Below are 23,208 nucleotides of genomic sequence, written 5' to 3'. Positions count from 1 at the left end.
TGGCCTTCCGGATGGGACGGTGGCTCACTTCTTCAGTAGGGCGTTGACATCGCTGTTCGCCTGCCCGAGCGCGGACTTGGCGTCGGACTGGCCGAGCCAGACCCGGTCGACGGCGCTCTGCACGATGTCCAGGATCCGGTCGCCCTGGTCGGTGACCGGAAGTACGAAGGTTTGGCCGGGGGTTGCCACCGGCTGGGTGAAGACCCGCATGTCGCGGCCCGCGGCCAGTTGTGCGGCCTCGGCCTTGGCCGAGGACGTGGTGATCGCCGGGAAGACGACGGCCTCGGCGGCGACGATGTCCTGACACTCGGTGGAGGCCAGGAACTTCACCCACTGCCAGGCCTCTTCCTTGTGCTTGCCGTTGGCGTACACGGCGTCGGACAGGCCGTTGATCGGCGTCTTGCGCCCGGTGGGACCGGTCGGCATGCCGGCGAAGGCGACCTTGCCGTCGGCGGTGTAGGTCTTGGCCATCCACGAACCGGCGATGGTCATCGCGGCCTTGCCGGACTGGAGCAGTCCGTCGGCGCCGACCGTCGACTGCTTGTCGTACGCCGGCATGTACCCCTTCTTGATCAGCCCCGCGAACCAGTCGAGGGTCTGCGTGAGTTTGGGGTCGGTGTAGTTGTACTTGGTGCCGAACGGGTTCTTGTCCACGTACTGGAAGCCGTTGGAGACCGCGAACGAGCCCCAGGAGTCCTGGCCGACGGCGCCGCCCTCGTAGGCGATGGCCAGCCCGTAGGTCTTGACCTTGTTCTTGTCGAAGCCCGGCTCCAGGCCCGTGCGGCCGTTCTCGTCTACGGTCATCGCGGCCACCGCGCGGCCGAAGTCGCCGCCGTCGACCGGGTTCCAGGTCCAGGCGTCCAGCGCCTGCGGGGTGAGTTGGGCGCGCTGCGCCATCTCCTTGTTGTACGCCACGCCCATGGTGCCCCAGTCCTTGGGCAGGCCGTAGCGCTTTCCGTCACGTGTCCACACGTCGGCCAGGTTGGCCTGGTACTGCTGCAGGTCCACGGCGTCGCGCTGGATGTAGGGCGTGAGGTCCAGGATCTGGTTGTTCTTCTGGAACTGCGGGAAGTACAGGACGGAGTCGGTGAACACGTCCGGCGCGGTCCCGGAGACGACCTGCGTGGTCAGGTTCTGCCAGTACTGCGCCCACGCGGTCTGGGTGACCTCGACGGTGATCTTCGGGTTCTTGGCGTGGAAGGCCTCCGCGCACTTCTTGTACTGCGGAAGCTGGTTGTCGTCCCACAGCGAATACTTCAGCTTGACCGAGCCCCCACCGCCACCGCCCGAGGAGCCACTGGAGCCGCACCCGGCGGCGACGAGCACCACACTGGCGACCACTGCGGATGTGCGGACGGCGGGCGATCTCAGCGATCGGCGAATTCCGGAACGGGACATGGCGATCTCCTCGGGGAAGAACTCGGGGGGTTCACTTGAGGCCGGTGAAGTTGAGGCCGTTGACGATCCGTCGACCGAAGACCACCAGCAGGATCAACATCGGAACGACCGAGAGCGTGGACGCGGCCATCAGGCCGGTCCAGTCGGGACGGGCGTTGGGCGACTGCTGGAGGAACACGCCGATGCCGGTGGTCAGTACCCGGTTGTCCGGCTCGTTGCCGACCAACAGCGGCCACAGGTAGTCCTTCCAGGCCCACACCGCGGTGGTCAGCGCGATGGTCAGGATCGGGCCCTTGCTCATCGGCAGCACCACCCGCCAGAAGATCCGCCAGTGGCCGGCGCCGTCGAGCATCGCCGCCTCCTCGATCTCGCGCGGGATCGACATGAAGAACTGGCGCAGGAAGAACACCGTGAACGGGGTCATCAGCAGCGTCGGCGCGACCATGCCGGCGAAGCTGTTCAGCATGCCCAGGTCCTTGACCATCACGAAGTTGGGCAACAGCGTGAAGATCGGCGGCACCATCAGCGCGCCCACGACCACGGCGAAGGCGAACTCACGGCCCCGGAATCGCAGTCGGGCGAGCGCGTAGCCGGCCATCGCGCAGGAGAGGGTCTGCCCGACCACGATCGCCGTGGTGTAGATGATCGAGTTGCGGGTGTACAGCAGGAAGTCCAGGTCGGCGCCCGATCCGCCGGCCGCGCGGCTCTCCTCGTCCGACGCAAGACCGAGCACCCGCTTGAAGTTGGCGAAGGTGAAGTGTTCGGGCCACAGCGAGGTGCTGTCGGAGTAGAGGTGGTTGCCGTCGGTCAGCGCGGTGCGCAACATCCAATAGAACGGGAAGAGGGTGATCAGCAGTGAGACGCCGAGCACCAGCCAGGCCAGTGCGCGTCCGAGGCCGAACCTCCGGCGCGGCGAGCGGTGCCCGGTCTCGCCGGCCGCCGGCTTCGCGGATGCGGCCTGGGCGCTCGGTCGGGCCTGGATGGATGTGGACATTGGGCAACCCCTCTCAGGCCAGGTCGGACGTGGAGGCGCGCAGCAGGCGCATCTGGAGGTAGGTCAGTCCGCCCAGCACGACCACCAGGCACAGCGCCATCGCGGCGGCGTAGCCCATGCGGAAGTGGGTGAACGCCTCCTGGTAGATGTAGTAGTAGGCGACGCGGGTGGCGTCGACCGGGCCGCCCTTGGTGGTGACCGCGATCGTGTCGAAGATCTGGAACGAACCGATCACCGAGACCACCATCACGAGGGCGAGGATCGGCCGGAGCAGCGGCAGGGTAATGGTGAAGAACATCCGGATCTCGCCCGCGCCGTCCAGGGACGCGGATTCGTACAGCTCGCCCGGGATCTGCAACATTCCGGCGTACAGGAGCAACGCCACGTATCCGGTGCCCGCCCAGACGTTGACCGCGGACACGCTGAGCAGGGCCTCGTCCGGCGAGGCGAAGAAGCCGTGCGTGTCGCTCCCGGCCTTGCCCATCAGGTGGTTGACGAAGCCGAGGTTGGCGTCGAGCATCCACAGCCAGATCAGCCCGATGGTCACGTTCGGCACCAGCCAGGGCACCAGGAGCAGGGCGCGGACCACGACGGATCCGGTGAGCCGGACCATGATCGCGGCGAGCAGCAGGGCCACGCCGACCTGTACGCCGAGGGTGATGAAGACGAAGTAGGCGGTGACCTTGAGGGCGTTCCAGAACAGCGGGTCCGTGGCCACCTCGACGTAGTTGTCGGCGCCGACGTACTTCGGGTCGGAGAGCAGGTTCCAGTCGGTGAGCGAGATCCAGATGCCGCGGCCGGTGGGGTAGAGGTAGAAGACGGCGAAGCCGATGAACGCGGGGAGCAGGAACAGGCCGGCGGCCCGATTCTCCTTCGACCGCGCGCGGTTGGCGGTCTTCGAGCGGACGGGGCGGCCCTTGCGCCGGCCGAGGGTCATGCTCATGAGGCCAGCCTGGGGACGAGTCGCAGCGCGTTGTCGGCGTAGACCTTGGCCAGCACGTCCTGCGGCAGGTCGAGTCCGCTGATCGCCCAGCGGCCCATCAGGGGCGGGTCCTGGTCGGAGTGCGGGAAACCCTCGTCGGCGGTCTCCAGGAAGCGGAAGTGCCGCTGGTAGGAGGCGCGGTCCGGCGGGATCTCGTCGGTGCCGAAGAGCACCCGGTCGGGGTGGCGCAGGATCAACTCGGTCGTGGCCCTGGGCTGGCGGCCGAGTTCGGCGATGCGGGCCGCGATGTCGACGTGGAAGTTGGCGTAGGTGTCCAGCATGCGGCCCACCCATTGCAGGTTTTCCGGGTAGCAGCCCATGTGCACGCCGACGAAGGTGGTGCCGGGGTGCCGGGCGACCGTGTTCTCCAGCGCCTGGACCAGTCGTTCGAAGCTGGGGAAACGTTCGTCGGCGAACGACCAGTCCGGGCGGGCCAGGAGCAGTTCGAGGCGTTCGTTGTGCTCGTCGATGGGGTCGAAGAAGGCGACCGGGTCCGCGGTGTGGATCCAGATCGGCAGGCCGACCTCGCCGGCGGTGGCCCACAGGGTGTCCAGGCGCGGGTCGTCGACCATGACCAACGTGTCGGCGTGATCCCGCAGTTGCAGGCCGAGGTCCTTCCAGACCTTGAGCCCGACCGCGCCGGTCTCGGCGGCCCGGCGGATCCCGGCCGCGATCCGCTCCTCGAATCCGGGGCCGGCCAACTCGCGCCAGTCGACGTGGCAGAAGGTGGCGAACCGGCCGGGGTGGGCGTGGTCGTAGCGTGCCAGGTTCTCGTCCAGTTCGGCACCCCAACGGCCGTCGAGGTTGACCATGCCGCGGATGCCCAACTCGTCCATCATCGCGAGCAGCGCGCCGACGTCGGGCACCACCCAGCCACCGTCCTCGCTGAGCCAGCGGCCGAGGTGGATGTGCGCGTCGACGACCGGGAGCGAGGCCCGCTCGACCTCGTGCGCCCCGACGACGAGCCGCGAGCGCGGCGTGTACCGCGCCAGCGGCAGGTCCTTCAGGTGCGCCGGCACGACGGTTTCGTGGGGGAAGTGCGGGATCATCTACTCGCTCCCTGTCTGGGTCGGGCGGATCAGTTGCGGATGCCGTCGGGCAGCGAGGCACCGTGCGCGACGATCAACTCGTCGACCAGATCCTGGATCTGTTGCAGCGTCAGGGTCGCGGACGCGTTCGGGTCGAGCATCGCGGCGTGATAGACGTGCTCGCGGCGGCCCTCCAGGGCGGCGTGCAGGGTCAGGTCGCCGACGTTGAGGTAATTCCGGTTGAGCGCGGCCAGTTGCGGCGGCAGCGCGCCGATCGCGGTGGGCTGTACGCCCGCCTTGTCGACCAGGCACGGGACTTCGACGAACGCGTCGGAGGGCAGGTTGCCGATCAGCCCGTCGTTGACCACGTTGCCGTGCAGCACGCGCGGGGTGCCGGTCTCGGTGGAGTGGATGATCAGCGACGCGAGTTCGTTGCCGGGCGCGATCTCCACGCCGTTGCCCGCGCGCAGCCCGGCGACCAGCGCCTCGTAGGTGTCCAGGTTGTCCTGGAGCCAGTCCAGGTAGGTGCCGATCGGCAGTCGGAAGTGGTCCACCTGGTCCTGGTGCGGCAGGAACCAGGGCAGGTACTCCGAGCCGTGCTCGCTGGACTCGGTGGGGAAGTAGCCGAAGCGGCGGTAGACCTCGACCCGTACCCGGCGCCGCATTTCCGGGTTCGCCTCGATCACTTCGTCCAGGCGCCGGTAGAGGTTCTCGCCGCGGTGTTCGAAGCGCAGGACGAACGCCTGGTGGTTGACGCCGGCCGTGCGGAAGGAGATCTCCTCCTTCGGGATGCCGACCAGGCGCGCCAGCGTGGCCTCGGTGTCGCGGACCGAGTGGCACACGCCGACGACCTTCTTCAGGCCGGTGCCCTCGTAGACCGCGCGCGGGATCATCGACATCGGGTTGGTGTAGTTGATCAGGATCGCGTCGGGGCACAGTTCGGCCATGTCCCTGCCGATGCCGACCATGACCGGGATGGTGCGCAGCGCGCGGAAGATGCCACCAATGCCGAGGGTGTCGCCGATGGTCTGGCGCAGCCCGTAGCGGGCGGGGATCTCGAAGTCGATGTGCGCGGCCTTGACGCCGCCGACCGCGATCTCGTTGATCACGTAGTCGGCGCCGGCCAGGGCGCGGCGGCGGCCGATGTGGGCCTCCACCTTGGCGCCGACGCCGAGCTTGTCGATCATCCATCGGGTCATCTGCTCGGCGGTGTCGAGCCGTTCGACGTCGATGTCGTGCAGGACGACGGTCATGTCGTCGGCGAGTTCGGGGTAGGTCAGCAGGTCGGAGAGCAGGTTCTTGGCGAACGTGATGCTGCCGGCTCCGATGAGCACGATCCTTGCCATGGTGCGGTCACCTCGCTGTGGGGCTTCGGGGTGGGGCCGGGCGCTCGAGTAGGCGGCCGGTCGCGCGGGTGGGCGGGTCAGGGGCGCAGGATCGCCTTGACCGGGTGGCTGCCACCGCGCATGAGGTCGGTGAAGATCTCCGCGCCCGACTCCAGGGGGTAACTCGCGGTCCAGCCCAGGCCCCAGCCGCCGACGAGGTCGACGGCGCGCTCGAACTCCGCGTTGGTGTAGGCGAACGAGCCCAGTACCCGCTTTTCGGTACGGACCAGCACGGTCGCGTCGAAACCGGCCTCGGCGCCGGCCAGGCCGAGCCAGATGGCCACCCCGCCCGGACGCAGCAGCCGCACGGACTGCTCGTGGGTGTCGCTGCTGCCGACCGCGTCGAAGACCACGTCGAACTCGCCGGTGAGTTCGCCGGCCACGGTGGTGGCGCCCAACTTGGCGGCGATCCGGCGGCGTTCGGGTGAGCGGTCGGCTACCGCGATGCTCGCGGTCTCCTCGCCGGCGGCGGCCAGGACGCAGACCAGGCCGATCGCGCCGGCGCCGATCACGCCGACCCGGGCGCCGGGCGCGACGTCGGCGAGCCGCCAGGCGTGTACCGCGTTGGCGGCGGGCTCGATCACCGCGGCGGCCTCCCACGACATGTCGTCGGGGAGCTTGTGCAGCGCGGAGCGCGGTACCGCGACACGCTCGGCGAAGCCGCCGGGCAGGTGTACGCCGATGATCCGGCGGTCGCGGCAGACCTGGCGCAGGCCGCCCCGGCACAGGTCGCAGGTGCCGCAGGACAGGATCGGGTTGACGGTGACGGAGGTTCCGTCGTCGGTCACGCCCGCGAACTCGTGTCCCATCACCAGCGGCGGGATCCGAAAGCCGGGGGTGCGTACGCCGTGCAGTTCGCTGCCGCAGATGCCGGCGCTGCGGACGTGGACCAGTACCTCGTCCTCGGCCGGTTCGGGTTCGGCCACGTCGTCCATCTCGACGGTGGCGGGCCCTGTGAACACGAGCGCCCTCATCGTCGTGCCCCCTGGGTCGCCCCGTCGCCGGTGTACTGGTTGGCCTTCACGTGCACTCTCCATCTCGCCGTGGGGCGGGTGTGGGTCGATCGTGGGGTCGCGGCGGTGGTGTCGGCCGCGGGTCGCGGTGTGGTGGGCCGCGGTCGCGGCGTGGTCGGCAACCGCGAGGGGTGGTCAGCCCCGGTAGGGGTGCGCGGCCAGGCCGCGGATCCCGGGTCGGAACGCGAACAACCGGCCGCCCAGCGGTTCCCGGTCGTCGGTCGCGGCCGTGGTCACGTAGAGCACGTCCAGGTCGGGGCCGCCGAACGCGCAGTTCGTCACCCGCCGTACCGGCACGGGCAGGGTGCGGTCGAGCCGGCCGTCGGGTGTGTAGCGGCGCAGCGCCCCGCCCTCCCACAGCGCGACCCACACGCCGCCGTCGGCGTCGACGGTCAGGCCGTCGGGCAGGCCCGCCTCCGGCGGGATCTCGGTGAAGGGTCGGCGGTCCGAGACGGTGGCGTCGGCCGGGTCGTAGGCGCAGACGTCGATCCGGCCGGTGCCGGTGTCCACGTAGTAGACCGATCGCTCGTCCGGGCTCCAGGCGATCCCGTTGGAGTTGGTCACCTCGGCGAACACCCGTACGAGTCGCGGGAGTTGGCTCGGATGGGCGGTGTCGGGCGGGTCGAGCCGGTAGAGCGCGCCGGCGCCGGGGGTGTCGTCCTCCGCCTTGGTGCCGGCGAAGAAGCGGCCGGCCCGGTCGCAGGCCCCGTCGTTCATCCGGTTGCCGGGTCGGTCGGCCTCCACGTGGGCGACGATCCGGACCGTGCCGTCCGGCTCCAGGACAGCGAATCCCTCGCGCACGGCGAGGCCGAAGCCGCCGACCGCGCGCGGGACGATCGCGCTCACCGGGCGGCCGATGTCGTACCAGCCGTACCGGTCGGTGTCGGGGACCAGGTAGTGGACCCGGCCCGCCGGGATGTCCACCCACAGGAGCCGGCCGCTGCGCGCGTCCCAGCACGGGCTTTCACCGAGTGTGGCCGCCGGCGGCGGCAGCGGGACCGGCCCCTCCCCCGCACCGGGGACGGAACCGCCGAGGATCACGGGCGTCCCGGTCTGGCCTCGGCGCCGACGACCGGGTTGACCAGTACGCCGATGCCCTCGATCTCGGTCTCCAGTACGTCGCCCGGTGCCAGCCGGCGCGGCGGGTCCATGAACGCGCCGCAGCCCCAGGGGGTGCCGGTGAGCACCAGGTCGCCGGGTTCGAGGGTGAAGGCGCGCGAGCAGTACGACAACAACTCGGCGATGCCGAAGAGCATTTCGGCGGTCGAGGAGTCCTGCACGAGTTGTCCGTTGACCCGGGTGCGCAGCGCGAGCGCCTGCGGGTCGGCCACCTCGTCGGGGGTGACCAGGACCGGACCCAGCGGGCAGAACGTGTCCAGACTCTTCCCGCGCACCCACTGCCCGTCGCCGAACTGGAGGTCGCGGGCGGAGACGTCGTTGGCGACGGTGTAGCCGGCGATCGCGGCCATCGCCTCGTCCTTGTCCGCGTTGCGCAGCGGACGGCCGAGCACCACGCCGAGTTCGACCTCCCAGTCCACGTCCTTGGTCAGTTCGGTGTCGACGACGACGGCATCGCCGCTGCCGATCACGCTGGACGGGAACTTGGCGAACACCAGCGGGTTGCTCGGCGGCTCCACCCCGGCCTCGCGGATGTGGTCCAGGTAGTTCAGTCCGATCGCAACGATCTTCCCCGGCCGCAACGGCGCCAGGTGCCGGGTCGCCCGAACGGGCTCGACGGCGGCATCGGCCACCGCCCGCACCGCTTCGGGCCCAGCCGCGACCAGCGCCCCAAGCGTCCCGTCGCCGGGCCCGTCGAGCCGGTACAACCCGCCGTCCCGCTCGACCACGGCCACCGCCCGACCCTCACAGTCGACTGTCGCCAACCTCATGCCGCTCCCCGTAGTTCGGCATTCCGTCTAGCGGAACGCAATTCCAAGTGGCGAAGCGAGTAAAACAACGCCCCGCCAAAACTGTCAAGAGCCCCCCGCTCGCGCCCGGGCCCAGCCCAATGCCGGCACCGAGCGGGAGAGTTGCCCGACACCAGGGCGCCCGCGTATCGGCGGGCGCACCCGGGGCCGGGGCAAACCCGGGGTGCGGTCTAGGTCGCCGAGCCCGCCCACTCGGCCACGCGCGAGCGAAGCGCCTCGGCCAGCTCCGTCATCCGCGCCGACGTCATCCGCGACTTCAGCCCGGTCACGCTGATCGCCGCCGCCGGCGCCGACCGCCCCAGGAACAGCGGCACCGCCACACACCGCAGCCCCAACTCGTTCTCCTCCAGGTCCGTGGCCCAGCCACGACGGCGCACCTCGTCCAGCTCGGCGGCCAGCTTCGGCACCGAGGTGAGCGTGTGTCGAGTCGCCGGCCGCAGCGGCAACCGGGGCGTCGCCCAGGCCCGCAACGCCTCGTCGGTGGGATACGTCCAGGCCAGCAGCGCTTTGCCGACCCCCGTGCTGTGCGCCGGATTTCGCCCGCCGATCACCGACGAGAGCTTGATCGCGCCGGACGCCTCGACCTTGTCCAGATAGACCACCTCACCCGCGTCCAGGATCGCCACGTGCACCGTTTCGTCGGTCACCCGGCGCAGGTCGGCGAGCAGCGGATGCACCATCGAGCGCAGGTCGATGTCGTCGTGGAAGCGGAACGCGGTGGCAAGCAGCTGGCTCCCGATGAAGTAGGGGCCGTTCACCTCGGGCTGGGCGGCGAATCCGCGGTGCTTGAGCGCCCCGAGCAGCCGATGGAGGGTGCTCTTCGGGATGTCCAGGTCGCTCGCAAGTTCCTCCAGGGCGATGCCTCGGGGCATTTCGCCCATACGCATCAGGATCCGCAGTGCTCGATCCACGCTGATCACGGGCGAATCGCTGTTGCCGGTCAAGGGCCCCCCTAGGGAACGAGGCATTAATGGGATGGCATTCCGTCTGATGGAATGATAGACCGTACCGCGCATCGCTGATAACGTCCCGGCTCGTCGACCGGTCACGGAGGAGAAGCGATGCGCGGGCTCATCGGCAAGCGGGTACTCGTCAGCGGCGGCAGCAGCGGTATCGGCCTCGCGGCCGCCCGGCGCTTCCTCGAGGAGGGGTGTCGCGTCCTGGTGGGCGGCCTGGATCCGGCCGAGGTGGACGAGGCCGTCGCGGAACTGCGCCCGCTCGGCGAGGTCACCGGCTTCGCCGTCGACGTCGGCCACGAACCGGACGCGACCGCCCTCGTCGAGGCCGCCGTCCGCGAACTCGGCGGCATCGACGTACTCGCGAACAACGCCGGCATCGCCTGGCGCGAACCCTTCCTGGAGATCACCCCCGAGCATTTCGACCGCATGCTCGCGGTCAACCTGCGCGGCATGTTCCTGGTCGGCCAGGCGGTCGGCCGGCACATGGTCGAACGCGGCGGCGGCGGGGTGATCGTCAACATGTCGTCCACGAACGGGATCGCGGGCGAGGAGGACTACGCGCACTACAACGCCTCCAAGGGAGGTGTCCTCCTGCTCGGCAAAACGATGGCGGTGGAACTGGGCCGGTACGGGATCCGGGTGAACACCCTGTGCCCCGGATACATCCGTACACCACTCAACGCCTCGATCGCAGGCGCAATGACAGACCCCGACTTCGAATCCACCTACATCACCACCCGAATCCCCCTGTCCCGCGCCGGCCGCCCCGAAGACGTAGCCGCCGCCTACGCCTTCCTGGCCTCGGAAGACGCAGCCTTCATCCACGGCACCGAACTGGTCATAGACGGCGGCCAACTGGCAGTCATGTAGCCCCCAGCCCACCAGGCCGAACCCGCAACCAGGCCGCCCCGCAGCCCAAAGCAACCAAACCCGCAGCCCATCCCAACCAGACCCGCAGCCCATCTCGCCCAAGTCCGCAACACATCCCAATCAGATCCGCAGCCCATCTCGCCCAAGTCCGCAACACATCCCAATCAGATCCGCAGCCCATCTCGCCCAAGTCCGCAACACATCTCAACCAGGTCCGCAGCCCATCTCGCCCAAGTCCGCAACACATCTCAACCAGGTCCGCAGCCCATCTCGGCCAGGTCCGCAGCCCTTTTCAGCCCGTCCGGCGTTTGAGGACAAGCGGGCCGCAGGCCGCCCTGCCGACCCCCGCCAACGACGCGACCACAGCCAACGGCGAACCCACCCATCACGACGGCCCCCCGCCCGAGGGAGACGTACGGAACATGCCCCTGTCCACGGACCTGATCGACCGCCTGAGCGCGATCGTCGGCGCCGAACACGTCCGCCACACCACCGGCGACCTGGTGCCGTACGCCCGCGACGCCACCCCCCTGTTCGACCGGCTCCCGGACGCCGTGGTCTTCCCGGCCGACACCGCCGAGGTCGCCGCCGTACTGCGCCTGGCGACCGAGCACCGCGTCCCGGTCGTCCCCCGGGGCGCCGGCTCCAACCTGTGCGCGGCCACCGTGGCCCTGAACGGCGGCATCGTCCTGGTCACCACGCGGATGAACCGCATCCGCGAGATCAGCCCCGACGAACTGCTCGCCGTGGTCGAACCCGGCGTGACCACCGCCGCCCTGGCCGACGCCGCGACCGCACACGGACTGCTCTTCCCGCCCGACCCCGGCAGCCGCACGGTCTCCACCGTCGGCGGCAACGTGGCCACGTGCGCGGGCGGACTGCGCGGCCTCAAATACGGCGTGACCCGCAATTACGTGCTCGGCCTGGAAGCGGTACTGCCCACCGGCGAGGTGATCCGCACCGGCGGCCGGCTCTGGAAGGACGTGGCCGGCTACGACCTGACCCGCCTGCTCACCGGCTCCGAGGGCACCCTCGCCGTGATCACCGAGATCACCATGGCCCTGCTGCCCGCCCCCGCCGACACGGGCACCGGGATCGCCTACTTCCCCGACCTGGCCCACGCCGGCCGCGCGGTCGCCGACATCCTCTCCGCCGGCATCGTCCCGGCCACCCTGGAATTCCTGGACCGGAGCTGCGTCAACGCGGTCGAGGACTTCGCCGCCCTCGGCCTGCGCCGGGACGCCGGCGCGCTGCTCCTGTTCGGCGACGACGGTACGTCCGACGCGGTCCGCCGCGACCTGACCCGCATGGCCGAGCTGTGCGACGCGGCCGGCGCCACGGAATGGACCCTGGCCGAGGACGTGGCCGGCGCCGAGGCACTGCTGACCGCTCGCCGGTGTTCGCTGCCCGCGCTGTCCCGCCTCGGCTCGCTGACCATCCTGGAGGACGCCACCGTGCCGCGTCCCAGGATCGCCGAGATGGTCGACCGGATCGACGCCATCGCGGACAGGCACACCGTCACCATCGCCACCTTCGGCCACGCCGGCGACGGCAACCTCCACCCCACCTGCGTGGTGGCCGACCCGAACGACACCGAATCGATCGAACGCGCGCACGCCGCCTTCGACGACATCTTCCGCACCGCGATCGAACTCGGCGGCACGATCACCGGCGAACACGGCGTCGGCGCAGCCAAGTTGCCGCACCTGCGCGCTCAACTCGGTGACGACCAGCTGCAATTGCTGAGCCGGATCAAGACCGCCTTCGATCCCGCCCGCATCCTCAATCCCGGAAAGCTCGGCTCATGACCGGTGTGTTCGACCCCGAGGAACTCTCCCGCTGCATCTCCTGCGGCTTCTGCCTGCCGGCGTGTCCGACCTACGCCGCCACCGGCGACGAGGCGTCCTCGCCGCGCGGCCGGATCAACCTGATGCGCGCGCTGGAGACCGGCCGCCTGGACGCCGACGACCCGACCCTGCTGGAACAGTCCTCGGCGTGCCTGGGCTGCCGCGCCTGCGAACCGGTCTGCCCGGCGGGCGTCCCGTACGGCTCCCTGTTGGAACAGTGGCGCGAACACCAGTGGCGCGGCAAACACCGGCCACCACTGGCCCGGCTGTTGACGATGGTGGTCAGCCTGCCGCCGGTGGTCCGCGCGATGGGCTGGGGCCGCTTCGTCCTGCCGTCCGGGCGCGGCCCCGACAAGGCGACCCGACCGGCCCCGACCGGGACACCGAAGCCGCCGACACAGCCCGGACCACCCGAGCCGCCCGCCGGCACCGGTGCCTCCCTCATGCTCGGCTGCTTCGAACGCGCCATGTTCCCCGGGGTCTCCCGCGCGGCCCGCACCCTGCTGCCCGGCCTGAAGGTGCCCGACGACCAGGGCTGCTGCGGAGCGCTGCACGCGCACAACGGCGAGTTGACCAAGGGCCGCGCCCTCGCCCGCCGCCTCGGCGAACGGCTCCCCGGCCGGATCGTCACCACCTCCGGCGGATGCGCCGCGCACCTGGCCGACGTCATCGGCCGCGACCGGGTCGCCGAACTGTCCGAGGTGGTCGACGTCTCGGCCCTCCCCGAACGCCGGGTGGCCGGCCGCCGGGTCAGGGTCACCCTCCAGGACTCCTGCCACCTGCGCAACGGCCTCGGCGTATGGCGCGAACCGCGCGAGGCCCTGTCCGCGGTGGCCGACTTCGTGGAAACCCCGGGCGCGAGCGACTGCTGCGGCGCGGCCGGCACCTACTCCCTCCTGCGCCCGATCGAATCCCGCCGCATCCTCGACCGCAAGCTGGACGCGATCGAGGCCAGTGGCGCCGACGTCGTGGTGGCGGTCAACCCGGGCTGCCTGCGCCAACTCCGCACCGGCCTGCGGCGGCGCAAGTCGCGCGTCCGCGCGGTACACCTCGCCGAATTCCTCACCACACCCCACGGCGGCGCCCGCACGCCCTGACCGTCTCGGGCCGAGTTCGGCGTATGCGACTCCACACGGGGGGAGCCGCGTACGCCGTACCCGGCCCGAGACACCCACATCCACCCGTCCCGGCACACGCAGCCGACACGAAACCGTCCGGCGGCCCGGTCGCGGTCGACACGAAGACGCCAAATCGTGGCGAAATCACTTTATGTAAGGCGAATCAAACCGAGGGTCTCCGCCACGACACCCGGTTCGAACCGCGCCGTCCCGTCGAATGCCGACACCGCGAGCGCCCGCGCCCTCGCCCTCACACCCCACGAACGGGCAGGTCGGACGGGGTTTCGACCCGTTTTCCACAGGTTCGGGACCACCGTTTTTCCCACATCCCGTGGCGCACGTCACATTCCCCGCACCCAAGGTCAGGAACTCACACGCACCGTGAACCGAGTTTCCGCGATTCTCACTCCACGCGATTCCGATATCACTCCCCGCTGAAGGTCCCGGACACAATGCGTGGACGCTTCGGGACTTTCGGTCCCGAAATTCCACCCTTCCGACCCGAATCTTCGGTTTCGGCGAAACATGATGTTTGGATCCGGGTCGGGTGTATGCGTAGCTTGGGGCTTCGCCGCACCGGTCCGGTGTTCGGCGGAATGTGTCTCCCGGTTCGCCGAATCCTGCCGCCGGAGAGGCCACGGTTACGAAACCCGAAAGGCAGGAGCGGGGGAACCAAGTGGAATGCCGTCCCGGGCGTCCGCATGTCGCGGACATCCGATAACGACGGCTTGGGGTGAAGCCGTGCCCGCCTCCTCGATACCCGAGGAGTCGACGCCGGCCGGGCGAGACTCTCCAGCCCGAATCCGACAGCTCACTTCGTAGGCGTGGGAGAAGGAAAAATCTTCGTGCAGTCGTTCATCACCCCTGCCCGCAAGCCCAAGAACGCGCGTCTCGCGCTCACCCTCGGCATGGCCGGCGCCATCGTCGCCGCCCCGCTGATCACCGGCTTCGCCACCTCCGCCACCGCCGCCCCGGTCTCCGTCTGGGACAAGGTCGCCATGGGCGAGAGCTCCGGCAACTGGCACATCAACACCGGCAACGGTTTCTACGGCGGCCTGCAGTTCACCCAGAGCACCTGGAACGAGTTCGGCGGTCAGCAGTACGCCCCGCGTGCGGACCTGGCCACCAAGGACCAGCAGATCGCCATCGCGGAGAAGGTCCTCGCCGTACAGGGCCCCGGCGCGTGGCCGAACACCTCGGGCCCCGCGGGCCTGACCCGTGGCGGCGCCGCTCCGGCCGTCTCCCCCAACGCCAAGTCGGGCTCGACCAAGAGCACCGTCAAGGTCGCCCCGAAGGTCGCCGAGAAGCCGGCCGAGTCCGCGCCGGCCCCGAAGGCCCCGAAGATCGAGGTCGTCCCGGCCGCCGAGACCAAGGCCACGACCACCACCTACTCCGTGGTCAAGGGCGACACCCTGTCCAAGATCGCCGCGGCCAAGGACGTCGCCGGCGGCTGGCACAAGCTGTACGCCGACAACAAGTCCGTCATCGGCGGCAACCCGAACCTGATCCTGGTCGGCCAGAAGCTCTCGCTCTCGGGCAAGGCCGCGGCCACCACGAAGACCGAGGCCGCGCCGAAGGCCGAGGCCAAGGTCGAGACCAAGACCGAGACCAAGCCCACCGCGTCGGTCAAGGTCGCGCCGAAGCCCGTGACCAAGGAGAAGGCCCCCGTCGTGGCCAAGGACTCCTCGGCCAAGGCCGGCAGCACCGCGGTCAACTCCTCGGGCTACGTCGCTCCGGTGAACGGCTCGCTGGGTACCGCGTTCGGCACCGGTGGCTCCATGTGGTCCAGCGGCAGCCACACCGGCCAAGACTTCGTGGTCGGCACCGGCACCTCGGTCAAGGCCATCACCTCGGGCACCGTGGTCAGCGCCGGCAACGGTGGTGCCTACGGCAACGAGGTCGTCATCAAGCACGCGGACGGCAAGTACTCGCAGTACGCCCACCTGTCCAGCATCGGCGTCCGCGCCGGCCAGACGGTGAGCACCGGCCAGCAGATCGGCCTCTCGGGCGCGACCGGCAACGTGACCGGCCCGCACCTGCACTTCGAGATCCGCACCACCCCGAACTACGGCAGCGGCATCAACCCCGTCACCTACCTGCGCGCGCACGGCGTCAACCTCTGATCCGAGCACAACCGGGAAGTTCCAGGGCCGGGCCCGTCGACCACGCGTCGACGGGCCCGGCCCTGTTCCGTGTCCGCCGAGCGCGCGGTATCGGCCGAGCGGGCACTGTCCGCCGAGCGGGCGTGTCCGCCACGCACCCGGGCGAGCAGGGCTTCCCCGACGTCAGCCCCGCGCGGGGTAGCGCTTCGGCAGCGGCAGGCCCCGCGCCGCCAGCAACTCCCGCAACCGGTCCGGGTAATCGGTGATCAGGCCGTCCACGCCGTCGTCCATCAGCTTCGCCATGGTGGCCGGGTCGTCGATCGTCCACGGCACCACCTTGATGCCCAGCCGGTGCGCCTGGTCGACCATCGCCCGGGTCACATAGGGGCGGTAGTTCGGGTCGCCGACCCTGCCGTCCTGCGGGAAGCCGTGCACCGGAGAGAACGAGGTCGCGCCGAACGACTCGATCGCCCGCAGCGGGTCGCCGCCGAAGTCGTCGATGTCCAGGCCGCCCAGCCAGGGCGAGGCGCCGGGCTTGCCGACCTGGAGGAAGTCGTAGTTGGTCAACGCGACCAGCGGCAACCGGGGTTCGATCTGACGCATCCTCATCAGCGAGCCCCAGTCGAAGCTTTGAATGGTGACCTGGCGCAACAGCCCCGCCCGGCGCACCTCGCGGGCCACGGTCCGGACGAACTGCTCGCGCGGCGCCGTCTCGTTCGGCGCGCCCGCCTCGACCTTGGTCTCCACGTTGAGCTTCACACCGTGCGCGTGCCGCCGGTCGACCAGGTCGAACACCTCGCCGAGCAGCGGCATTCGGGCGCCGGGCGAGGTGGTCTGGCCGGGGAAGCCCGGGAACTGCCGCGACCCGCAGTCGAGGGTGCGGACCTGGGCGAGGGTGAGCGTGTTGACGTACTTCCCGACGTAGGGGAACTCCGGGTCACCGGCCCGCACCGGCCCGGTGTCGGCACACTTGCGGCCGTCCACCTTGCGGTCGTGGGTGACCACGGCCCGGCCGTCCTCGGTGATCTGGACGTCCAGTTCGAGGGTGGTGACCCCCAGGTCCAGGCCCTTGGCGAAGGACGCGAGGGTGCTCTCCACGGTCAGGCCCAGCCCGCCGCGGTGCGCCTGCAGGTCGAAGGTCCTGTGCGCGTTTCCGTGGCGGTCCGCCGCGGCGGCCACTCCCGGCGCGGCAACGACCGCCGCCCCGGCCAGGATCGCGGCCGTGACGGTCTTCCATCCGGACATGGACATCTCCTTCTCGCTCCGTTCGACGACACTCGACCGCCGACGCACCGACCCGCCCGACGCGCCGGGCAGGCGCCGGGCGCGGGACGGGATCGAATCCCGTCCCGCGCCCGGGGGTTCCCGGTGCCGCGCCCCTCGCGGAGCGCGGCACCGGCGTCCGGCCGCGGCTTGAGAACACCTCATCAAGCCCGGCCGGAACCCGGTGTTCCGGGACCCGGCGATACGGCGCCGCCGGCCCGGTCTCCCCGGGGATCGGGATCACCGGCGGTACAACACCGCCTGCGGCGCCGCCGCGGTCAGCGTCACCGACTCCGGGTGGACCGGCACTGCCCGCCCGGGTCGATCGTCCCGACCGAGCAGGAACGCCCGATTGATCCCGTGCACCGTGATGGTGCCGCCCGGGTCGACGCCCGCGACGGTACGGATCACCACCACCTCGACGATGTCCGACGCCTGCGTCCCGTGCGGCAGCCGTACCGTCGTCGCCGCCGGATCGTCGCGCTGCAGCGACCAGTCCACCCGCCCGCGGTCCGAGCGGTACAGCGTCGGGTCGCCCTTGACCCGCACGCCCAGCGCGACCCCGTTCCACCCGGCCGCGCCCGCCGGCGGCTCCGACGTGGTCTTGCGGATCACCGCGTACAGGTAGTCCGTCGGGTCGGCGATCAGCGTGGTGGTGTCGGCCGGCGGGTCGGCCACCACCCGGCCCTCGCGCCGCATCTCCCGGACCATCACCGGATACACCCACGGGTGCCGGTCCACCATCTCCTCGCGCGCGGTCCGGGTCGGGTCCGCCAACCGCTCCACCGCCGCCGGCGCGAACCGCATCGGGTCGTCCACCACGTCGCACAGGTTGTTGTTCAAGGTGCAGGTCTGCAACAGCGGATGGCCGTCCTCGTAGCGTCCGGCGAACGGCGTCGTGCCGTGGTTCGGCGACTGGAAGAAGGCCGTGCCCGGCACCGCCCGGCCGCGCCGGTCCACCTCGACCCGGTACGCCCACTCGATGTCGGTGGTCCGGCCCCAGCGGGCCATCAGCGCCGGCGTCGAGGTGCCGCCGTCCTCGTTGCTCCACACGATCGTGTAGGTCAACACCCGGTTCCCGGCGGTCGCCGCCGGGGCCTCCTGGTACCAGGCCAGCACCGGAGTGTCGGTGACCGCGTTCTGGAACGGGCCGGTCGCGCCGCCCGGCGCGCCCGGGATGTTCCGGCCGTACAGGACCGGCGCGTTCGCGGCGACCGCGTGCTCCCGGTCCCCGGTCGCGATCGTCCGCGTCCGCAGCCGGGAGATGTGCACCACCGACCCGGCCGGCGAGGACCGGTCGGCCGCGAAGCGGATGCTCAACTCGTGTCGCCCCTTGCGCAGCGCGCCCAGCGCGAAGCCGCGCTCGGTGGGCGTGGCACCGAAGACCACCACGTCACCGGCGGGCCGGCCGTCCACGAACAGCTGTACCACCGCCGACTCCGCGCCCGCCTTGCCCCAGTCCACACCCGGCGCCGCCACGGTCAGCGTCACCAGCGCCTCGCCGTCGCGCCCGGTCCGGAACGGGACCACCGCGGGGCGGCCGTCGCGGTGTACCGAGAAGGTGCCGTGCGCTCCCGTGGTCGCCGCGGCCGCGTCGGCGGACTCGGCCGCGTGCGCCGCCGAGGCCGGTCCCGCCAGCCCCGCCGCGGCGGCGAGGACCGCCCCGGTCAACACGAATCGACGCAGACGATGGGTACGAGATCGAGCGAACACGAGCAATCCCCCGAACGAGATGGGTGAGTCCGACCTGCCCACCGTGGCCGGCGGACGGGGCGCGGGCCAACCCCCGCACGGGCAAATTCCACCAACCGTCATTCCCGGGCCCACGTCCCGACACGCTCCGGCCACGCAGCGGGCCGGCGGCACGCCGATGTCCGATTCGTTCAATACCCGACGCATCCGGACGCCTAGCGTCGAACCATGGAGTGGATCACGAAGGACACGATCGACCGGGCCGAACGTTTCCTGTGGGCCTCGGGCCGAGTACTGGAACAGCGCCGATTCGCCTACCTGTTCGGCACCGGCAGATCGGCCGGACCGGGAGCCGGCGGCGGGCGCACGACGCGGGCCGAGCCCGATCGGGCCGGACTGCTCGCCGCCCTGGCCGGATATCGCACCCCCGACGGTGCCTACGCGTACGGGCTGGAGCCCGACGTGCGCGGGCCCGAGCCGCAACCGGCCACGCTGCGCACCGCCATGCCGGTCCTGGCCGAGGCGGACGCGCTGCACGGCCCGGACGCGGCCCGCCTGTGCGACTGGTTGGCGGGCGTGGCCGGCGACGCGGGCGGGGTGCCGCCGGCCCTGCCCGGACTGCGCGACTACCCGCACCCGCCGTGGCTGATCGTGCCGGATCCGCCGGTCCCGGGGCTGATCCCGACCGGCTGGATCGTCGGTCCCCTGCTGCGCGCCGGCGTCGAACACCCGTGGCTGCCGGCCGCGACCGAGTTCTGCCGTACCGCCGTCGAGCAGGTGCAGACCACCCACCCGTACGAGGTCGAGGCCGCGGTGACCTTCCTCGACGGCGTCCCGGACCGGCGGTGGGCCCGGACGCAGGCGCGCCGACTGGGCGAACTGGTGCGCGAGCAGCGGTTGGTGCTGCTCGACCCGGCCCATCCGGAGCAGGCCCGGCTCGCCCCGGGCTACGCCGTCGGCGAGTACCACCTGCCGCACGACTTCGCGCCGCACCCCGACAGCGCGGCCCGCGCGTGGTTCACCGACGCCGAACTGCGCCGGGGCCTGCGCGCACTGGCCGCCGCGCAGGAGGAGGACGGCGGCTGGCCGCTGCGCTGGGCGGAGTGGTCGCCCACGGTCCGTGCCGAGGCCCGCCCGGCGATCACCATCGACGCACTGAACGTGCTGCGCGCGTACGACGGGGCGCTCTCGGGCGGGGCGTAGCAGGGGCACGGGTCGCGGCGCGAGGCTGGTGAAGCCGTCGGCCGGACGCCACCTCCCGCCTCCCGCCTCACACGACGGTCGTCCGCTCCCCGTCGACCAGCAGCACCTGCCCGTCCCGCAACGTGCGATGCGGTACACCGCGGGCCCGGTAATCGGCCACGACCTCCGCGAGCAGCGCCGACTCGGGGTGGTCCGGGGAGTCCACGTGCGGGACGACCGCGTGGTCCAGCACGCCCAGCCCGTCCCACCGCACCGGCCGCCCGTACACCTCGGTCACCGCGTCCGCGTCGTCGCACCGCTCCAGGCCGCGCAGGTCGGGCGCGAGCACACAGGCGCCCGCGCTGTACCCGCCGTAGACCACCGCGTCCCGCCGCAGGCGGTCTACCAGGACCCCGTCCGCACCACTGCGGGCCAGCGCGTCGCGCAGCAGGAACACATTGCCGCCGCGCACCCAGACGGCCGGGAACCGAGCCAGCACGGCGGCGACTTCGCCGTGCGGTCGATCGAAGAACGTCCGCAGGTCGACCTCCGTCGGGCGCAGCCCCAACTCGCGCAGCGCCACGAACTCGGAGCCGACGCAGGCGGCCCGTACCTCGGCCGGCCGGTCGTCGATCGCGTTGGCGATCACCGCGATCGGCACGCCCCCCGCACCGGCGCCACCCACCCCACCCAGCAACGCGACCAGCCGGTCCGGGTGTTCACCGAGCCGAAACGACGAGAGATACATGCGCATTCGCCGGACCCTAGCGCGTGTCTTCGCGCGCATCCGCCCCCGCACTCGAACCCGAACGCGAACCCGCACTCGAACTCCCCGTTCCCGACCGCCCAACGAAACCGTTACGCCATCGGAGTGGCATTCCCGCTCCGAAGTCGTCCCGGGCGTTCACCTGGGTAGGCCCGGCCTCGGAGGGCCTGCCCGCCCTCCGTGAGCGACAGCGGCGCCGCCGCGTGGGGTGTGCGGCCCGCACCGAGGGAAGAGGACCCGACCATGAAGACGAGACCTGGTACCGGACCTACGACAGCGGCAACAGGACGGGCACCGACCGGGTGAACGCCGACCGCGGCAAGTTCGACAACCACGTGTGCGTGCCGACCGGCGACGGCGTGGGTGTCGGCGTCCGGCTGCACAAGCAGCACGACTGATCGTCCGCCGGACCCCACCCGCCCGAGGCCGTCCACCTCGGGTCCGGGTCCGGTACGCGGCCCGGCCGGCGGCACCGCACGGAGCGCCCCGGCCGGGCGCCGCCCCACTCCATCCCCACTCCATCTCCGCCGCACGCGCCACCCACCGCACGTTCACCCCGCGACACGCACCGTAATCGAACGTGTACATACCGTTTGTTCCCGGTTTCGGCCCGTAAGGTCGCGAGGGTGATGCCCCTGGATCGCCGAAGCGTGCTTCGACGTCTCGCCGGAGCGGCCGTGCTCGGTGCGGCCGTGAGCGGCTGCGGCGACGACTCCCACCCCTCGGCGGCCCGCACCCCCGCCGCCGTGCCCGGCGGCACCACCACCCCGACCGGGCCTTCCGGCCCGACCGCCGGCGCGATCGCCGAACCACCGCCACTGCCCGCCGGCCTGCCGTTCCACGTCGCCTCCGGCCCGGCCGATCGGCCCGGCGTGGCGCTGACCTTCCACGGTCAGGGCAGCGCGGAGAGCGCCGATTCGCTGCTCGGCCTCCTGGAGGCGGCCGGGGCACGCGGGACGGTCCTGGCCGTGGGGTCGTGGCTGGACGAACAACCGCGCATGGCCGGGCGGGTGTTGGCCGGTGGGCACGAACTGGGCAACCACACGATGAACCACGGCGACATCTCCGCGATGTCCGCCGAACGCGCCTACGCCGAGATCACCGACTGCGCCGACCGGCTCAGGCGGCTCACCGGCTCGATCGGACGCTGGTTCCGGCCCTCCCGGGCCGAGGACTGCACCCCCGTCGTCACCGCCCAGGCCCGGCGCGCCGGATACGCCCACTGCCTGGGCTACAACCTGGACTCACTGGATTTCACCGACCCCGGCCCCACCGCCGTCACCCGCACCGTGCTCGACGGGGTGCGACCCGGCTCGGTGGTCAGCCTGCACTTCGGACACCCGGGCACCGTAGCCGCGATGCCCGCCATCCTCGACGGCCTACGCACCCGCGGACTGCGGGCGGTCACGATGTCGGAGCTCGTCACCTGATGACCACTCACCTCTCCCCCACCCGCCGCCGCCCCGGCCGCACCGCGCTGTTCCTGGCCGGCTGCTGTCTGGTCGCCTCCGCCGCCTGCGCGTCGTCGACGGACACCACGGCGAAGCCCGCCCCGGTCAAGACCTCGGCCGCGCCGGTGGAGGCCGCCCCGGTCCCCGCGCAGCCGGCCCCCGAACTCGCCAACCTGCTGCCCGGCATGCCGCCGCCGCTGGATCCGCACGACCTGTACGCCGCCGACCGCCCCGGCATGCTCGCCGACGCGGTCAAGGGATTCCCGTCGCGGGTGTACGTCCCCAACACCGAGTCGAACACGGTGAGTGTGATCGACCCGGCCACCTACAAGGTGATCGAGACGATCAAGGTCGGCCACCAACCGCAACACGTGGTGCCGTCCTGGGACTTGAAGACGTTGTGGGTCAACAACGACCTCGGCGACACGCTCACCCCGCTCGACCCGGCCACCGGCAAGGCCGGCACGCCGGTGCCGGTGGACGACCCGTACAACCTCTACTTCACCCCGGACGGCAAGTACGCGGTCGTGATGGCGTCGATGGACCGCCAGTTGGTCTTCCGCGACGCGCACACGATGGCCGTGGTCAAGGCGGAGCCGAGCCAGTGCGCGGGCGTCAACCACGCGGACTTCTCCCCCGACGGCAAGTACTTCATCGTCTCCTGCGAGTTCTCCGGCGAACTGCTCAAGGTCGACACCGCCGAGATGAAGGTGGTGGCCAAGCAGAAGATCCCGCTGTCGGGCTCGATGCCGCAGGACGTCAAGATCTCCCCCGACGGCAAGACCTGGTACATCGCCGACATGATGGCCGACGGCGTGTGGGTGCTCGACGGCGACACCTTCGGCACCCCGACCCGGCTGCGCACCGGCAAGGGCGCGCACGGCCTGTACCCCAGCCGCGATTCGAAGAGCCTGTACATCTCCAACCGGGGCGAGGGCTCGATCTCGGTGCTCGACTTCGCCACCGGCGCGCTGACCGCCAAGTGGAAACTCCCCGGCGGCGGCAGCCCGGACATGGGCGGGGTGTCCGCCGACGGCAAGGTGTTGTGGCTCAGCGGGCGCTACAACGCGGAGGTGTACGCGATCGACACCACCGACGGCAAACTGCTCGCCCGCATCCCGGTCGGCGTGGGCCCGCACGGCCTGTGCGTCTACCCGCAGCCGGGCCGCTACTCGCTCGGCCACACCGGCGTCTTCCGCTGACCACCCGGGGGCAATCCCGGGTGGTCCG

Annotated in this window: 20 protein-coding genes and 1 riboswitch; of the genes, 8 read left to right on the top strand and 12 right to left on the bottom strand. The window is 71.1% G+C overall.

Annotated elements, in window-relative coordinates:
* Nucleotides 1-24 precede the first annotated feature (24 nt).
* The 9 genes from B4N89_RS33965 to B4N89_RS33925 form a co-directional block, all read right to left on the bottom strand.
* The gene (locus tag B4N89_RS33965; RefSeq protein WP_078980311.1) at nt 25-1,398 is read right to left on the bottom strand and encodes an ABC transporter substrate-binding protein; all 1,374 of its coding nucleotides are present in this window, start codon (nt 1,396-1,398) and stop codon (nt 25-27) included.
* Nucleotides 1,399-1,429: 31 nt separating this feature from the next.
* On the bottom strand, nt 1,430-2,392 hold the full coding sequence (locus tag B4N89_RS33960) for a carbohydrate ABC transporter permease (RefSeq protein ID WP_078980310.1): 963 nt from the start codon (nt 2,390-2,392) through the stop codon (nt 1,430-1,432).
* A gap of 13 nt (nt 2,393-2,405) precedes the next feature.
* On the bottom strand, nt 2,406-3,335 hold the full coding sequence (locus tag B4N89_RS33955; protein WP_078980309.1) for a carbohydrate ABC transporter permease: 930 nt from the start codon (nt 3,333-3,335) through the stop codon (nt 2,406-2,408).
* Nucleotides 3,332-4,423: an amidohydrolase family protein gene (locus tag B4N89_RS33950; RefSeq protein WP_078980308.1), complete on the bottom strand. Its 1,092-nt coding sequence runs from the start codon at nt 4,421-4,423 to the stop codon at nt 3,332-3,334. Before B4N89_RS33950 ends, B4N89_RS33955 begins: the two co-directional genes overlap by 4 nt.
* Before the next feature lie 29 nt (nt 4,424-4,452).
* Nucleotides 4,453-5,748, bottom strand: coding sequence for an alpha-galactosidase (gene melA / locus B4N89_RS33945; RefSeq protein ID WP_078980307.1), 1,296 nt, complete (start codon nt 5,746-5,748; stop codon nt 4,453-4,455).
* A 77-nt stretch (nt 5,749-5,825) separates the two neighbouring features.
* Complete coding sequence (locus tag B4N89_RS33940) at nt 5,826-6,749, bottom strand: zinc-dependent alcohol dehydrogenase (protein ID WP_161500914.1); 924 nt, start codon at nt 6,747-6,749, stop codon at nt 5,826-5,828.
* 186 nt (nt 6,750-6,935) lie between these two features.
* Nucleotides 6,936-7,841: an SMP-30/gluconolactonase/LRE family protein gene (locus B4N89_RS33935; RefSeq protein WP_201261054.1), complete on the bottom strand. Its 906-nt coding sequence runs from the start codon at nt 7,839-7,841 to the stop codon at nt 6,936-6,938.
* Nucleotides 7,838-8,689: a fumarylacetoacetate hydrolase family protein gene (locus tag B4N89_RS33930; RefSeq protein ID WP_078980305.1), complete on the bottom strand. Its 852-nt coding sequence runs from the start codon at nt 8,687-8,689 to the stop codon at nt 7,838-7,840. The genes B4N89_RS33935 and B4N89_RS33930 overlap by 4 nt, the downstream gene beginning before the upstream one ends.
* A gap of 209 nt (nt 8,690-8,898) precedes the next feature.
* Nucleotides 8,899-9,672, bottom strand: coding sequence for an IclR family transcriptional regulator (locus B4N89_RS33925; protein ID WP_161500913.1), 774 nt, complete (start codon nt 9,670-9,672; stop codon nt 8,899-8,901).
* 117 nt (nt 9,673-9,789) lie between these two features.
* On the opposite strand from B4N89_RS33925, the gene B4N89_RS33920 reads away from it, so the two are divergent.
* The 4 genes from B4N89_RS33920 (at nt 9,790) to B4N89_RS33905 (ending at nt 15,645) form a co-directional block, all read left to right on the top strand.
* The gene (locus B4N89_RS33920) at nt 9,790-10,557 is read left to right on the top strand and encodes an SDR family NAD(P)-dependent oxidoreductase (protein ID WP_078980303.1); all 768 of its coding nucleotides are present in this window, start codon (nt 9,790-9,792) and stop codon (nt 10,555-10,557) included.
* Between the two features lie 422 nt (nt 10,558-10,979).
* Entirely contained in the window at nt 10,980-12,365 is a 1,386-nt protein-coding gene (locus B4N89_RS33915; protein WP_078980302.1) for an FAD-binding oxidoreductase, read from the top strand.
* Entirely contained in the window at nt 12,362-13,501 is a 1,140-nt protein-coding gene (locus B4N89_RS33910; protein ID WP_078980301.1) for a (Fe-S)-binding protein, read from the top strand. Before B4N89_RS33915 ends, B4N89_RS33910 begins: the two co-directional genes overlap by 4 nt.
* Before the next feature lie 653 nt (nt 13,502-14,154).
* Nucleotides 14,155-14,362: riboswitch (cyclic di-AMP (ydaO/yuaA leader) on the top strand.
* Nucleotides 14,363-14,430: 68 nt separating this feature from the next.
* Complete coding sequence (locus B4N89_RS33905; RefSeq protein WP_078980711.1) at nt 14,431-15,645, top strand: transglycosylase family protein; 1,215 nt, start codon at nt 14,431-14,433, stop codon at nt 15,643-15,645.
* 162 nt (nt 15,646-15,807) lie between these two features.
* On the opposite strand, the gene B4N89_RS33900 is transcribed toward B4N89_RS33905, so the two are convergent.
* Both B4N89_RS33900 and B4N89_RS33895 read right to left on the bottom strand, forming a co-directional pair.
* Nucleotides 15,808-16,869, bottom strand: a complete 1,062-nt coding sequence (locus tag B4N89_RS33900) for a glycerophosphodiester phosphodiesterase family protein (protein ID WP_078980710.1) — start codon at nt 16,867-16,869, stop codon at nt 15,808-15,810.
* A gap of 258 nt (nt 16,870-17,127) precedes the next feature.
* Complete coding sequence (locus tag B4N89_RS33895) at nt 17,128-18,600, bottom strand: hypothetical protein (protein WP_078980709.1); 1,473 nt, start codon at nt 18,598-18,600, stop codon at nt 17,128-17,130.
* Between the two features lie 207 nt (nt 18,601-18,807).
* Between B4N89_RS33895 and B4N89_RS33890 the strand changes: the two genes are divergently transcribed.
* Nucleotides 18,808-19,782 carry a hypothetical protein gene (locus tag B4N89_RS33890; protein ID WP_078980295.1) on the top strand — a complete coding sequence of 325 codons (975 nt, stop codon included), beginning with the start codon at nt 18,808-18,810 and terminating at the stop codon, nt 19,780-19,782.
* A gap of 67 nt (nt 19,783-19,849) precedes the next feature.
* Here B4N89_RS33890 and B4N89_RS33885 read toward each other — a convergent pair whose 3' ends face one another.
* On the bottom strand, nt 19,850-20,515 hold the full coding sequence (locus tag B4N89_RS33885; protein ID WP_078980293.1) for a Type 1 glutamine amidotransferase-like domain-containing protein: 666 nt from the start codon (nt 20,513-20,515) through the stop codon (nt 19,850-19,852).
* Nucleotides 20,516-20,730: 215 nt separating this feature from the next.
* On the opposite strand from B4N89_RS33885, the gene B4N89_RS33880 reads away from it, so the two are divergent.
* The 3 genes from B4N89_RS33880 (at nt 20,731) to B4N89_RS33870 (ending at nt 23,180) form a co-directional block, all read left to right on the top strand.
* Nucleotides 20,731-20,925 carry a hypothetical protein gene (locus tag B4N89_RS33880; protein ID WP_078980292.1) on the top strand — a complete coding sequence of 65 codons (195 nt, stop codon included), beginning with the start codon at nt 20,731-20,733 and terminating at the stop codon, nt 20,923-20,925.
* A gap of 231 nt (nt 20,926-21,156) precedes the next feature.
* Entirely contained in the window at nt 21,157-21,957 is an 801-nt protein-coding gene (locus B4N89_RS33875; RefSeq protein ID WP_078980290.1) for a polysaccharide deacetylase family protein, read from the top strand.
* On the top strand, nt 21,957-23,180 hold the full coding sequence (locus tag B4N89_RS33870; protein WP_101897413.1) for a beta-propeller fold lactonase family protein: 1,224 nt from the start codon (nt 21,957-21,959) through the stop codon (nt 23,178-23,180). Before B4N89_RS33875 ends, B4N89_RS33870 begins: the two co-directional genes overlap by 1 nt.
* Nucleotides 23,181-23,208 lie beyond the last annotated feature (28 nt).

Origin of the sequence: Embleya scabrispora (assembly GCF_002024165.1) — a bacterium.
Lineage (GTDB): Bacteria > Actinomycetota > Actinomycetes > Streptomycetales > Streptomycetaceae > Embleya > Embleya scabrispora_A.
This window is presented reverse-complemented; position numbering and strand designations above follow the sequence as displayed.